Origin of the sequence: Chromobacterium amazonense (assembly GCF_001855565.1) — a bacterium.
In the GTDB taxonomy this organism is placed as follows: domain Bacteria; phylum Pseudomonadota; class Gammaproteobacteria; order Burkholderiales; family Chromobacteriaceae; genus Chromobacterium; species Chromobacterium amazonense.
The window spans coordinates 53,702-67,347 of sequence record NZ_MKCR01000031.1 but is presented as its reverse complement, the minus strand read 5'-3'; the positions used below and the strand labels follow the sequence as shown (position 1 = coordinate 67,347).

The 13,646-nt window shown below is 62.6% G+C and carries 10 protein-coding genes; 7 read left to right on the top strand and 3 right to left on the bottom strand.

Going from position 1 to position 13,646, the window contains the following annotated elements:
- Nucleotides 1-14 precede the first annotated feature (14 nt).
- The 6 genes from BI343_RS14105 (at nt 15) to BI343_RS14080 (ending at nt 8,613) form a co-directional block, all read left to right on the top strand.
- Nucleotides 15-1,232, top strand: coding sequence for a multidrug effflux MFS transporter (locus BI343_RS14105; RefSeq protein WP_071110163.1), 1,218 nt, complete (start codon nt 15-17; stop codon nt 1,230-1,232).
- A gap of 51 nt (nt 1,233-1,283) precedes the next feature.
- Entirely contained in the window at nt 1,284-2,090 is an 807-nt protein-coding gene (locus tag BI343_RS14100; RefSeq protein ID WP_071110162.1) for an SDR family NAD(P)-dependent oxidoreductase, read from the top strand.
- Nucleotides 2,091-2,730: 640 nt separating this feature from the next.
- A complete protein-coding gene (gene putA, locus BI343_RS14095; RefSeq protein WP_071110161.1) occupies nt 2,731-6,324 on the top strand; it encodes a trifunctional transcriptional regulator/proline dehydrogenase/L-glutamate gamma-semialdehyde dehydrogenase in 3,594 nt (1,197 codons plus the stop codon).
- 132 nt (nt 6,325-6,456) lie between these two features.
- Nucleotides 6,457-7,677: a branched-chain amino acid ABC transporter substrate-binding protein gene (locus BI343_RS14090; protein WP_071110160.1), complete on the top strand. Its 1,221-nt coding sequence runs from the start codon at nt 6,457-6,459 to the stop codon at nt 7,675-7,677.
- A gap of 104 nt (nt 7,678-7,781) precedes the next feature.
- Entirely contained in the window at nt 7,782-8,204 is a 423-nt protein-coding gene (locus BI343_RS14085) for a hypothetical protein (protein WP_043629017.1), read from the top strand.
- Between the two features lie 76 nt (nt 8,205-8,280).
- A complete protein-coding gene (locus tag BI343_RS14080) occupies nt 8,281-8,613 on the top strand; it encodes a cysteine-rich CWC family protein (protein ID WP_244886663.1) in 333 nt (110 codons plus the stop codon).
- A 75-nt stretch (nt 8,614-8,688) separates the two neighbouring features.
- On the opposite strand, the gene bluB is transcribed toward BI343_RS14080, so the two are convergent.
- On the bottom strand, nt 8,689-9,330 hold the full coding sequence (bluB, locus tag BI343_RS14075; RefSeq protein WP_071110159.1) for a 5,6-dimethylbenzimidazole synthase: 642 nt from the start codon (nt 9,328-9,330) through the stop codon (nt 8,689-8,691).
- Between the two features lie 54 nt (nt 9,331-9,384).
- The gene (locus BI343_RS14070) at nt 9,385-10,278 is read right to left on the bottom strand and encodes a LysR family transcriptional regulator (RefSeq protein ID WP_043629020.1); all 894 of its coding nucleotides are present in this window, start codon (nt 10,276-10,278) and stop codon (nt 9,385-9,387) included.
- A gap of 111 nt (nt 10,279-10,389) precedes the next feature.
- On the opposite strand from BI343_RS14070, the gene metE reads away from it, so the two are divergent.
- Entirely contained in the window at nt 10,390-12,684 is a 2,295-nt protein-coding gene (metE, locus tag BI343_RS14065) for a 5-methyltetrahydropteroyltriglutamate--homocysteine S-methyltransferase (RefSeq protein WP_071110158.1), read from the top strand.
- Between the two features lie 180 nt (nt 12,685-12,864).
- Here metE and BI343_RS14060 read toward each other — a convergent pair whose 3' ends face one another.
- A complete protein-coding gene (locus BI343_RS14060; RefSeq protein WP_071110157.1) occupies nt 12,865-13,605 on the bottom strand; it encodes a 3'(2'),5'-bisphosphate nucleotidase CysQ in 741 nt (246 codons plus the stop codon).
- Between the last annotated feature and the right edge of the window lie 41 nt (nt 13,606-13,646).

The window sequence follows — 13,646 nt, the reverse complement described above, 5'->3', positions numbered from 1 at the left end:
GTGGGAGTCGAATCATGAAAAAAACCTTGAATCATCCTTTCTTGATGATGCTGTTGATTGTGGCGTTGGCTCCTATCGGCCAAATGGCAATCGATATCTATGTGACTGCATTGCCGGAGATGCGGAACGCCTTTCAGGTAAGCCAGCAAAGCATACAACTGAGCGTGACGGCGTATTTGGTCAGTTTCGCATGCGGGCAGCTGTTCTACGGACCGATTGCCGATGCCTACGGGCGCAAGACGGCGTTGCTGGCCGGACTCGGCCTGTACATGATTGGCAGTCTGATTATTCTACAAACACATGAATTTTCATTGTTCCTCGCGGCCAGGGTGATACAGGGGCTTGGCATCGCTTCCGCTTCGGTTGTGATGAAAGCGATTGCGCCGGATAACTTTTCCGGCCAGAAGCTGGCGCATGTGATGACTTACATGGTCATTGGCTGGGGGATGGGGCCGATTGTCGCTCCCGTGATTGGCGCGCAGTTGCAGAAGCATTTCGGCTGGGAGTCCTGCCTGTATTTTCTGTTTGCGTATGGCGCGTTGCTTTGTGGTTTGACCGTGTTTGGCTACAAAGAGTCATTGAAAACGCCGGTGCCGCTGCGGCCGCGAGTGATGTTGCAAAATATTGGCGCCATTTTCCGCAGCAAGGAATTTCATCTGAATTTCCTCACCATGGGATTGTGCTATGGCGTATTGCTGACATTTAATTTGTGCGCGCCCTTCATGGTGCAAGATGTGTTGCATCAGTCCCCGGTATTCTTTGGAAATATTGCGCTGGCCATGGGGTTGACCTATTTTGCCGGGGTCTTCAGCAATCGGATCATCGCGGGGCGAATACGCGCTGCCGTACTGTGCAAGACGGCCTCCATCATCAATCTGGCTTGCGCAGGCGTGATGCTTTTCCTCGCCAATCGCTATGGTCTGACTTTGTCGGCTCTGATTGTCCCGCCATTGATCATTACTTTTTTTGCCGGCGTGATCTTCCCGAATCTGATGGCGCGCAGCGTGGCGCTGTTTCCGCAAATTGCCGGCCTGGCGAGTTCTCTGTTGGGATTCTCGTTCACGATCTGCGCCGGGGTGATTATGTATGTTTCCAGCTTATTGCGCGTGGACGTGTTGACCCCGCTTGCTACCTTGTATGTCGGCGTGACGGCGCTCAGCCTGGTGATGATTTTCAACCTGTACGCAACGCGTACTCAGGAAATTGCGCAAGCCATACCGGAAGTGCACTGATCGTTTGCCGCGGCGTAATGGCGCGCCGCGGTCGTTTCTCAGAAAGCAATCATGACCATACTCATTACTGGCGCAAGCTCCGGAATTGGCGCTGCTTGTGCCCGCAAGTTCGCAGAGGAAGGGCACTCGCTGATATTGCTGGCGCGCCGGCAGGAGCGTTTGCAAGCCTTGAAGAAGTTTTTGAGCGTGCCTGTTCATCTGATTTGCCAGGACGTGGCGGATGCGGCGATGCTGAGTCGCGAGCTGTCCAACTTGCCTGAACGGTTTCAGGGTATTGATGTTCTGATCAATTGCGCCGGCGTGACACTGGGCGATAGCGCGCCGCATCTGAGCGATCTCGATCAATGGCAACGGATGGTGGACACCAATATCAACGGGCTTATTGCATGCACGCGCCTGGTGTTGCCGGGCATGGTGCAGCGTAATCGCGGCCTTATCATCAATATCGGTTCGACGGCGGGCAGTTATCCGCGTCCGGGCAATGCGATTTACTGCGCCAGCAAAGCATTTTCCAAGCAATTTTCTCTGGCGCTGCGCGCGGACTTGGCAGGCAGCGCTATTCGGGTGACGTCGATTGAGCCTGGAACGGTGAAAGACACCGAACTGGCGCTTGGAAGGCTGGACGGAGATGTGGAGGCCTTGAGGCGGCAGCAGATGCCTTACGATTACCTGTTGCCGCGAGACGTGGCGGAGACCGCCTGGTGGATCAGCCGCTTGCCGGGCCGGGTCAACATCAACAGGGTCGATATGATGGCGACTTGCCAGACGTTTTCCCACCTTAGCAATAACAAAGCTCTATGGTCTTCTCCCTTGCCCACTGGGGAGGATTTATCGAACCTGGAAATGATGCTTGCCTGATTTTCAGCGCCCCTAGAAACCCATCCTCTTATCTGCTGCCCGCGTCCATTCGGCCCGTTTCAGCGTGGCGCCGATGACCGCGCTTGGCGGCAGATAGTCCTCGACAAGGCCGCCTGCGTCTGCGCAAGTTTCGCAGATTTTGACCATGGCGCTCTTGCCCCAGAATTTCCGCCAGTCTTTCACTCAGGGAAGGATTGGCCCGCTGCTTTGCTGCGGTCTCGGCGTTCAGCCATGGCAACCGTTTGACTCGAACAAACCAAGGTGTTTGCTGATGCGCAACGGGGTGCTCCATATCGAAAGCGCGCGCTCGCTGCTGTCAAAGCGGGAGCCAGTGACAAGCAGAAGATTTCACATGTTATTGTCCTGATCGCGGAAGGATTTGATCCCGCTTGACTAGCAATGGCAATGAATCCGGAAGGCGTGGATTGCATAGGTTTTTTGCTGTGTCTATCTTGCTAGAGTGAGTGCTTGCAAGCTAAAGAATATTTTATATTGTCCAACAACTTTTAATGCAGTTGTATACAATAGTCCGATTGCCTGGAGCCTGGGGAGCGCCTGGCGGAGAGGTCTTTCGAGGAACCGCTCAGCACTCGTTAACAGCCCCTGGCCCGGGACAGCAAAAACAATATCGGAGAAGCCCATGCAGTTTGAATCTTTTGCTCATCAGCAATCTGTCCTGCGCGATGCGATCACCGCCGCATATCGGCGCGACGAGCGCGAGTGCGTGCAAGCCTTGCTTGCGCAGGCGGCGATGAGTCCGGAGCAGGTCGCTTCGGTGCAGCAGTTGGCGCGCCGCCTGGTGACGGAGGTGCGCCGCGAGCGCACCCGTGCCAGCGGCGTGGACGCGCTGATGCACGAGTTCTCGCTGGACAGCAGCGAAGGCATCGCCTTGATGTGCCTGGCGGAGGCGCTGCTGCGCATCCCCGACCGCGAGACGGCAGACAAGCTGATCCGCGACAAGATTTCCCGCGGCGACTGGAAGGCTCACTTGGGCAATAGCGCCTCCTTGTTCGTCAACGCCGCCGCTTGGGGCCTGCTGGTCACCGGCAAGCTGGTCGCCTCGCACAGCGCCTCCGGCCTGTCGGCCGCGATGACCCGCCTGATCGCCAAGGGCGGCGAGCCGCTGATCCGCAAGGGCGTCGACATGGCGATGCGCATGCTGGGCAAGCAGTTCGTCACCGGCGAGACCATTGAAGAAGCATTGGCCAACGGGCGCGAGCGCGAAGCGCGCGGCTATCGTTTCAGCTATGACATGCTGGGCGAGGCGGCGATGACCGAGGCCGACGCGCAGCGTTACCTGAAAGACTACGTCACCGCCATCCACGCCATAGGCAAGGAGTCGAACGGACGCGGCATTTACGATGGCCCGGGCATCTCGGTGAAGCTGTCCGCCATCCACCCGCGCTACAGCCGCCTCAAGCATGAGCGGATGATGACGGAGCTGCTCCCGCGCTTGAAGGCGCTGTTCCTGCTGGCCAAGCAGTACAACATCGGCCTCAATATCGACGCCGAGGAAGCCGACCGTCTGGAAATCTCCATGGACTTGGTGGAGGCGCTGGCCGACGATCCGGATTTGAAGGGCTTCGAGGGCATAGGCATCGTGGTGCAGGCTTACCAGAAGCGCTGTCCCTTCGTCATCGATTTCCTGATCGACCTGGCGCGCCGCAGCGGCCACCGCTTCATGGTGCGGCTGGTGAAGGGCGCCTATTGGGACGCCGAGGTGAAGCGCGCCCAAGTCGATGGTCTGCCGGGCTATCCGGTCTATACCCGCAAGGTGTATACCGATGTGTCCTACCTCGCCTGCGCCAAGAAGCTGCTGGCTGCGCAAGACGCCATCTACCCGCAGTTCGCCACCCACAACGCCTACAGCCTGTCGGCGATTTACAACCTGGCGGCCGGCAAGGATTACGAGTTCCAGTGCCTGCACGGCATGGGCGAGACTTTGTATGACCAAGTCGTCGGCAAAGACAAGCTGGGCAAGGCCTGCCGCATCTACGCGCCGGTGGGTTCGCATGAAACCCTGCTGGCCTACCTGGTGCGCCGTCTGCTGGAAAACGGCGCCAACTCGTCTTTCGTCAACCGCATCGTCGACGAGAGCGTCTCCATTGATGAGCTGGTGACCGACCCGGTGGCCGAGGCTGCCGCTTTCGCCGGCCAGCCGCACAGCAAGATTCCGCTGCCGTTGGACCTCTACGGCCATGGCCGCCGCAATTCCAAGGGGTTGGACCTGTCCAGCGAGCATGTGCTGAACACCTTGCAACTGGGGCTGCAGGCCGCCGAGCAGCAACGCTGGGCCGCCTTCCCCATGCTGGGCGACGGCGATGTCACCGACGGCGAGCTGCTGGCCGTGCGCAACCCCGCCGACCACGGCGACGTGGTGGGCAAAGTGCTGGAAGCCAGCGCAGACGATGTCGAGCGCGCGCTGCAGCAGTCGGCCGATTTCGCCGCCAACTGGGCGGCTACGCCGGTAGCCGAGCGCGCCGCCTGCCTGAACCGCATGGCGGACTTGATGGAAGCGAATATGCCGGCGCTGATGGCGCTGGCTGTGCGCGAGGCCGGCAAGACCTTGAACAACGCCATCGCCGAAGTGCGCGAGGCGGTGGACTTCTGCCGCTATTACGCGGCGCAGATCGTGTCCGAGTTTGACAAAGCCACGCACCCGCCGCTGGGTCCGGTGGTGTGCATCAGCCCGTGGAACTTCCCGCTTGCCATTTTCATCGGCGAAGTCGTCGCGTCTTTGGCCGCCGGCAACACCGTGCTGGCCAAGCCGGCCGAGCAAACGAGCCTGATCGCCGCCTACGCCGTGCGATTGCTGCACGAGGCCGGCGTGCCGCGCGCGGCGCTGCAGTTCCTGCCGGGACGCGGCGAAATGGTGGGCGCGGCGCTGACCGGCGACGCGCGTATTCAAGGTGTGATCTTCACAGGTTCCACGGAGGTGGCGCAGATCATCAACCGCACGCTGGCCAAGCGCAGCGACGACACCGTGCTGGTGGCGGAAACCGGCGGCATGAACGCGATGATCGTCGACAGCTCGGCGCTGCCGGAACAGGTGGTGACCGATGTGCTGAGCTCGGCCTTCGATTCCGCCGGCCAGCGCTGCTCGGCGCTGCGCGTGCTGTATCTGCAAAACGACATCGCCGACAAAGTCATCAAGATGATCAAGGGCGCGATGGACGAGCTGACCGTCGGCAATCCGGCCAAGCTGACCACCGATGTCGGTCCGGTGATCGACGCCGAAGCGCAGGCTGGCTTGCTGGCTCACATCGAGCGCATGAAACAGTCCGCGCGCGCTGTGCATCAGACCAAGCTGACGGCGGACTGCGAGCGCGGAACCTATGTGGCGCCGACGCTGTTCGAGATCGACAACCTGGCCGAGCTGAAGCGCGAGGTGTTCGGCCCGGTGCTGCATGTGCTGCGTTTCGCCGCTAGCGACCTGGACAAGGTGGTGGCTGAGATCAACGCCACCGGCTATGGCCTGACCCACGGCATACACAGCCGCATCGACGAAACCATCGCCGACATATGCGGCAAGATCAAGGTGGGCAACATCTACGTCAACCGCAACATCGTCGGCGCGGTGGTCGGGGTGCAGCCATTTGGCGGAGAAGGCAAGTCCGGCACCGGCCCCAAGGCCGGCGGTCCTTACTATCTGTATCGCCTGACGCGCGCCGACTGGCAGCCCAAGCTGAATGCTCAGGCAGAGGCTGCGGATCTGCGCGCGCTGGACGCGTTGGCCTCCGTCGCCAAGGCGCAGGGCCTCGCGCTGGATGGCGTGATCGCCGCCGCGCGCAAGGACAGCCCGTTGTCGCATAGCGTGGCCTTGCCCGGTCCGACCGGCGAGAACAATATCCTGTCCTTTGCCGGCCGCGGCTGGGTTGGCTGCGTGGCGGATGACGTCCAGGCCTTGGCCGAACAACTGGCCGCCGCGTTTGCCGCAGGCAACCGCGCCGTGCTGGCGGACAACGAAGCAGGACGCAAGCTCGCGCGCGCCCTGAACGGCTATGCTGAAGTGGCTGCCGATGTGCTGGCCGCCGATGTGTCCGCCGTGCTGTTTGCCGGCAGCGGCGTCGAAGAGGCTCGCCGCAAGCTGGCCTCGCGCGACGGCGCCTTGGTGCCGCTGATCTTGCGCGGCGAGCGCGGCTACAATATCCATCGGCTAGTGGTCGAGCGCGCCTTGAGCGTCAACACCACCGCTGCCGGCGGCAACGCCAGCCTGATGAGCATGACTGAATAAGAACTTGCCAGGCCCTGGCCGCGTTGGAATAATGCGGCCAGAGTTTTTACTTTATAAAGAGCAAGTATGGATCCGGCTTTGGCCGGTTATATCGACGCAAGCAGTAGAAGCAAGAGAAGAGGAACGAGAGAGATGCAAGCATCCAAGCTGTCCACCCTGACGTTGGCGGTTGCCGCCGCCGTTGCGCTGTCCGCCTGCGGCAAGAAGGAAGAAGCCGCGCCTGCTGGCGCCGCCTCCGCGCCCGCCGCCAGCGCCAGCAATGTGATCAAGATCGGTTTCGCCGCGCCGCTCACCGGCCCGCAATCGCACTATGGCGAGGAATACAAAAACGGCGTGACCCTGGCTATCGAAGACGCCAACGCCGAGAAGCCGACCATCGGCGGCAAGCCGGTGACGTTCGAGCTCGACGCGCAGGACGACCAGGCCGATCCGAAGACCGCCACCCAGCTGGCGCAGAAGTTCGTCGATGGCAAGGTGGCGGGCATCGTGGGCCACTTCAACTCGGGCACGTCCATCCCGGCCTCCAAGATCTATTCCGACGCCGGCATCCCGATGATCGCGATGGCCACGTCGCCGGTGTTTACCTCGCAAGGCTTCAAGAACACCTTCCGTTCCATGACGTCCGACACCCAGCAGGGCGGCGTGATGGGCAAGTTCGCGGTGGAAAAGCTGCACGCCAAGAAAATCGTCATCGTCGACGACCGCACGGCCTACGGCCAAGGCCTGGCCGACGAGTTCGAGAAGGCTGCGCGCGCCGCCGGCGGTGACGTGGTGAAGCGCGAGTTCACCAATGACAAGGCCACCGACTTCACCGCCATCCTGACCTCCATCAAAGGCGCGAACCCGGACGTGGTGTTCTACGGCGGCGCCGACGCGCAGTCCGCGCCCATGGTCAAGCAGATGAAGCGTCTGGGCCTGAAGTCGCCGTTGATCTCAGGCGAAATGACCAAGACCCCGACCTTCCTGCAGCTGGCTGGCAAGGAAGCCGACGGCACCATCGCCTCGCTGGCCGGCTTGCCGCTGGAGCAAATGCCGGGCGGCAAGGATTACGAGGCCCGTTACAAGGCGCGCTTCAAGGCCGATGTGGCGACTTACTCGCCGTACGGCTACGACGCGGCGCGCACGCTGATCCAAGCGATGGAGCAGGCTAATTCGGCCGACCCCAAAGTCTACCTGCCGGTGCTGGCCAAGATCACCCACCAGGGCGTGACCTCCAGCAACTGGACCTATGACGAGAAGGGCGATCTGAAAGACGGCGGCATCACCGTGTACAAGGTCGAGAACGGCCAGTGGAAAGTGATGGAGACCGTCGGCGGCGGCGCGGCAGCCAAGGATGCCTCGGCGGCCAAGTAAGCAGGTTTGAGGATAAAAAACGGCGCGATTTTCGCGCCGTTTTTCATACACGCCAGAAATGACAATGTTATATTCATTCTATCAATAAGGTCAGGAGGCGGGGAATGAATCGAAATTTGCTGATCGGCGGCGGTTTGAGCCTGCTGGCCAGTTTGCTGCATGTGGCGATCATCTTTGGCGGGCCGGCATGGTATCGCTTTTTTGGCGCGCCGGCCCGCTACGCTTGGGCCGCGGAGCGCGGAGAGTGGTGGCCGTCGCTAGTGACGATGGCCATTGCCGCCATGCTGGCTATCTGGGCGCTGTATGCGTTCTCCGCTGCGGGCTGCTTGCGGCGGCTGCCTTTGCTCAAGCCGGTTTTGCTTATCATCACCGCCATTTATCTATTGCGCGGCTTGGCTTTGCTTCCCATTTGGCTATGGCGTCCTGAAGCCCTCAATGCCTTCGCCGTCTGGAGCTCGCTGATTTGCCTGGGCTATGGGCTGTTCCACGCGGCGGGGCTGAGCCAGCGCTGGCGGGAGCTGGCCTGATCCGCGCCGCCGCGTTACCATCCCGACAGTCATTGCTGGAATTCGAGGTGTGGTTTTGGAGCAGTCAGGAAAGGCGGTGCCATCCCCCTGCATAGGCGTCTGCCGCGTGGACGAGAGCGGGCAGGTTTGCGCAGGCTGTCATCGTACGTTGGACGAGATCGCCGCTTGGTCCGGTTATCGCGAGGAACAAAAGGAACAGGTGTGGCGGAGGCTGCTGGCTTTGCCGCTGCCGGTGCTGCGCAAGACCTGCGCGCGTTGCGGCAGCGGTTTTACATGCGGCGCGGGCGGGGAGCAAGGCGGCTGCTGGTGCGCGGACCTGCCGCGCGGCTTGTCTCCCATGGCTGCCGACAGCGATTGCCTATGCCCGGCGTGCCTGCAGAAACGGCTGGCGCAGGGGGTGCCGCGATAAACCCGCGGCTTCGCGCTGACTGGCTTTGGGGCTTTGCCTCCTCGCTTTGGCGAAATCCGGCCTGGGGCGTCCTGATCAGGCGTCAGGCCAGCGATCATCGTAGACCAGATCGGCCAGATTCTGCCGGCTGGCCCAGCTTTCCTGCTCCAGCATCGGTTTCTCGTAAAACGCCTCGACGTGGCCGATGCACAGTATCGCCACCGGCCGCGCGCCTGGCGGGATGGAAAGCAGAGCGGCCAGTTTGGCGGGATCGAAGATCGACACCCAGCCCAGCCCCAAGCCCTCGGCCCGCGCCGCCAGCCACATGTTCTGGATGGCGCAGGCCACCGAGGCCAAGTCCATCTCCGGAAGGGTGCGGCGGCCAAAGACATGCCGCTCGCGGCCGTCCATCAGCGCGGCCACCAGCACTTCGCCGCAATCGAGCAGGCCCTCCACCTTCAGCTTCATGAACGCGTCCTCGCGCTCGCCCAGCGCGCGGGCGGTCTGTATCCGTTCCTCCTCCACCAGCGCGTGCATCCGGCGGCGCAATTCAAGGCTGCGGATGCGTATGAAGCGCCATGGCTGCATGAAGCCTACGCTGGGCGCGAAATGGGCTGCGGCCAGCAGCCGCTGCATGATGTCGGGATCGACTGGGTCCGGTTTGAAGTGACGCATGTCGCGGCGCTCGCGGATGGCGCGGTAGACGGCGTCGATGTCGGCTTGCGGGTATCGGCTCATGGTTGGCAACTTTGCTGTGTGGGCGGTGCAATATCGCGGTAACCGCCGCGGGGTTTACCTGCGATCCCCGCGCGCCAGTTGGACAAAGGCGCTGAGGTAGTCGATGTCGGCGTCCGTTTCGCGGATGCCCAGGAAAATCTGCTTGGCGATGCCATGCTCCCCCAGTTTGACCGCGGCGATGTCCAGCTTGGCGGCGTACTCGTCGACCAGCCAGCGCGGCAGGGCCGCCACGCCGCGGCCGCTGGCCACCATCTGCAGCATGATGTCGGTGGTTTCTATCGGCTTGTGCCGTTTGGGCTGGATGCCGGCCGGCATCAGGAACTGGGTATAGACGTCCAGCCGGTCGATGCTCACAGGGTAGGTGATCAGCGTTTCCTCCACCAGCTGCTCCGCTTGCGCGTGCGGCGCATGGCGCAAGGGATGTCCCGGCCCCACCACCAGCACCTGCTCGTAATCGAATACCGGCTCGAAGCGCAGCCCCGGTTTGTAGAGCGGGTCCGGGGTGACCAGCATGTCTATCTCGTAGCCGAACAGCGCGCCGATGCCGCCGAACTGGAATTTCTGCTTCACGTCCACATCGACCATGGGCCAGGCCGCCAGATAGGGCGAGACGATTTTCAGCAGCCACTGGTAGCAGGGATGGCATTCCATGCCGATGCGCAGGGCGCCGCTTTCGCCGCGGGCGAATTGCCTGATGCGCTCTTCGGCGTGGTTCAGCTGCGGCAGCAGCCGGTTGGCTACCGCCAGCAGATATTCCCCGGCCTGGGTTGGCTGCAGGCTGCGCCCCTCGCGGCGCCAGATCGCCACGCCCAATTGGTCTTCGAGTTTGCGCATGGTATGGCTCAGGGCGGACTGGGTCAGGTGCAGCTGTTCCGCCGCCGCGGTCAGCGAGCCGTGCTGGTCTACTGCGCGGATGATCGCCAGGTGGATGCGTTCAAGCGTGGCCATGCGGTTACTCCATGAATGGTTTTCATTGATTTATGAAACAATACCATTTTTCTTCATGCATTGGCCGCTCTACGATGTTTCTACTTTTGGTTATTAAGAAAAGGAGAAATCGTGGCATTTACGCATAACCTGGGATTCCCCCGCATCGGCGCCAAGCGCGAACTGAAGTTCGCCCTCGAATCGTATTGGAAAGGCCAAAGCACTCGCGACGAGTTGCAGTCGGTCGGCGCCGCGCTGCGCTGTCGCCACTGGCAGGAGCAGTCGGCGCTGGATTGGGCGCCGGTCGGCGATTTCTCCTTTTACGACCAAGTGCTCGACATGAGCTTCACGCTGGGCAATCTGCCCGAGCGCGTGCGCGATTTCCATGGCGACGCGCTGGACAATTACTTCCGCGTGGCGCGCGGCCGCTCGGCCCAATCGGCGGAAGAACATGCCCATTGCTGCGGCGGCGTGGCGGCTGGCGAGATGACCAAATGGTTCGATACCAACTATCACTACATCGTTCCTGAATTCAGCGCGGCGACGACCTTCCAGCTGGATGCCTCGCGCCTGCTGGCGCAGTTGGCCGAGGCCAAGGCGCAGGGCGTCCGCGCCAAGCCGGTGATCATCGGCCCGGTCACCTATCTGGCCTTGGGCAAGGCCAAGGATGGCTCCGACAAGCTGGTGCTGCTCTCGCGCTTGCTGCCGGCGTATGTCCAGCTGCTGGACGCCTTGGCGGCGGAGGGCGTGGAATGGGTGCAGATAGACGAGCCGATTCTGGCGACCGAGCTGGACGCCGGCTGGCGGCAGGCGTTCGCCACGGCTTATCAGGCGCTGGGCACCGGCAAGCCTAAGCTGCTATTGGCGAGTTACTTCGGCCAGCTGCAGGACAATCTGCCGCTGCTCGCCGCGCTGCCGGTGCACGGCGCGCATCTTGATGCCGTCCATGCCCGCCATGAAGTGGAGGCATTGGCCGCGCAATGGCCGGCCGACCGCGTGCTGTCCGTCGGCGTGATCAATGGCCGCAATATCTGGAAAACCGATCTGAACGCGGCGCTGGATTGGCTGGAGCCGCTGTCGAAAGCGCTGGGCGATCGCTTGTGGCTGGCTCCATCGTGCTCCTTGCTGCATGTGCCGGTGGATTTGCATAGCGAGCAGAAGCTGGATGCCGAGATTCAATCCTGGCTGGCCTTCGCCAAGCAAAAGCTGGAAGAGCTGCGCGTGCTGGCCACGGCGTTGAACCAGGGCCGCGCGGCGGTGGCCGAGGCGCTGGCGGCCAACCGCGCCGCCATCGATGCCCGCCGCCAGTCGCCGCGCGTCAACAATCCAGCGGTGAAGGCCGCCGTCGCCAAGATAGACGCGCAGTTGGGCCGTCGCCGCAGCGGCTACGCGCAACGCGCCGCCTTGCAGGCCGCGCGATTGCAGCTGCCGGCCTATCCCACCACCACCATAGGCTCTTTCCCGCAGACCGCGGCCATCCGCCAGGCGCGCAGCCAGTTCAAGGCCGGGGAAATCGACGAGGCGGCCTACATCGCTGCGATGCGCGCCGAGATCGAACACAGCGTGCGCGAGCAAGAGGCGCTGGGCCTGGATGTGCTGGTGCATGGCGAGGCCGAGCGCAACGATATGGTGGAATACTTTGGCGAGCAGTTGGATGGCTACGCGTTCAGCCAGTTCGGCTGGGTGCAGTCCTATGGTTCGCGTTGCGTGAAGCCGCCGATTCTATACGGCGACATCAGCCGTCCCAAGGCCATGACCGTGCAATGGATCCGCTATGCGCAGTCGCTGACGAAAAAGCCGATGAAGGGCATGCTGACCGGCCCGGTGACCATCCTGAACTGGTCTTTCGTGCGCGACGACCAGCCGCGCGCGGTTTCGTGCTATCAGCTGGCGCTGGCCATCCGCGAAGAGGTTTTGGATCTGGAAAAGGCCGGCGTGCGGGTGATCCAGATCGACGAGGCGGCCCTGCGCGAAGGCTTGCCGCTGCGCAAGGCGCAATGGCAAGAGTATCTGGCATGGGCGGTGGAGTCGTTCCGCATCGCCGCCAATGGCGTGGGCGATGAAACGCAGATCCACACCCATATGTGCTATTCGGAGTTCAACGACATCATCGCCTCGATCGCCGACATGGACGCCGACGTGATCACCATCGAAACCTCGCGTTCCGATATGGAGCTGCTCGACGCCTTCGACGATTTCAACTATCCCAATGAGATTGGCCCCGGCGTCTACGACATCCACTCGCCGAACATCCCCAGCGAGGAGCATATCGTCCAGCTGATGCAAAAAGCGGCCGAGCGCATACCGGCTGAACGTTTGTGGGTGAATCCGGATTGCGGCCTGAAGACGCGCCAGTGGAACGAGGTGATTCCGGCCTTGCGCAATATGGTTGCCGCGGCGAAGCAGCTGCGCGCCGCGCGGGCTTAAGCGCAGAAGCTGCGCGGCCCCGGTGGCCGCCACCGGGGCGCTTTATCGTCTTGTTTTGCGGCGGCAGAGCCCTTGGCCGCTCCCGCCATGGTGGCGACCTGGATTTTGCGCGTGAGGCGGCGCGAGGACCAAAACCATTATGGGCGTCCGATGCCTGCAAGAGCGTGCAGGCTCTTCGGGCTATTGTTCCGCCGCTATCGCCGCCAGCAGCGTTTGCGCCAGTTCCGGCCTGCAGATCAGCAGGTCCGGCATGCTGATGTCCGCCTGGTTGAACACACAGGGCGAGCCATCTATGCGCGAGGCGTGCAGGCCGGCGGCCAGCGCCACGCCGACCGGCGCGCAGGTGTCCCATTCGTTCATGCCGCCGCTGTGCAGATAGGCGTGGGCCTCGCCGCGCAGCACCGCCATCGCCTTGGCGCCGGCCGACCCCATCGGCACCAGCTCGGCATCCAGCCTGGCGGCGACCCGCGCCGCCAGTTCCGGCGGCCGGCTGCGGCTGACCAGTATTTTCAGTTTGCCGGAAGGCGCGGGGGCCAGTTTCGGGGGCGCTGCGGTGCTGTACAGCAGATGCGATGCCGGCAAAGCCACGGCGCAGGCAGTGGGGACGCCCCCCTCGGTCAAGGCGACGTGCACCGCCCAGTCGTCGCGGCCGCGTTCGCAGTATTCGCGGGTGCCGTCCAGCGGGTCGATGATCCAGACGCGGTGTTTCGACAGGCGGGAGGGATCGGGGGCGGACTCTTCCGACAGAAAGCCGTCTTCGGGCCGGGCGGCCTGCAGCAGATCCAGGATCAGCTCGTTGGCGTTGGCGTCCGCCAGCGCGCCCAGCTGCTGCGGATCGTTCACGCTGCCGTGTCGCAGATGGTTCAGCAGTTCCGCCGCGTGGGCGGCGGTGATGGCCGTCAGTTTGTGGTCATCGGGCATGGCGCTCGCCTGGGGAAAATATGGGGAAAGTGTGCCATTGC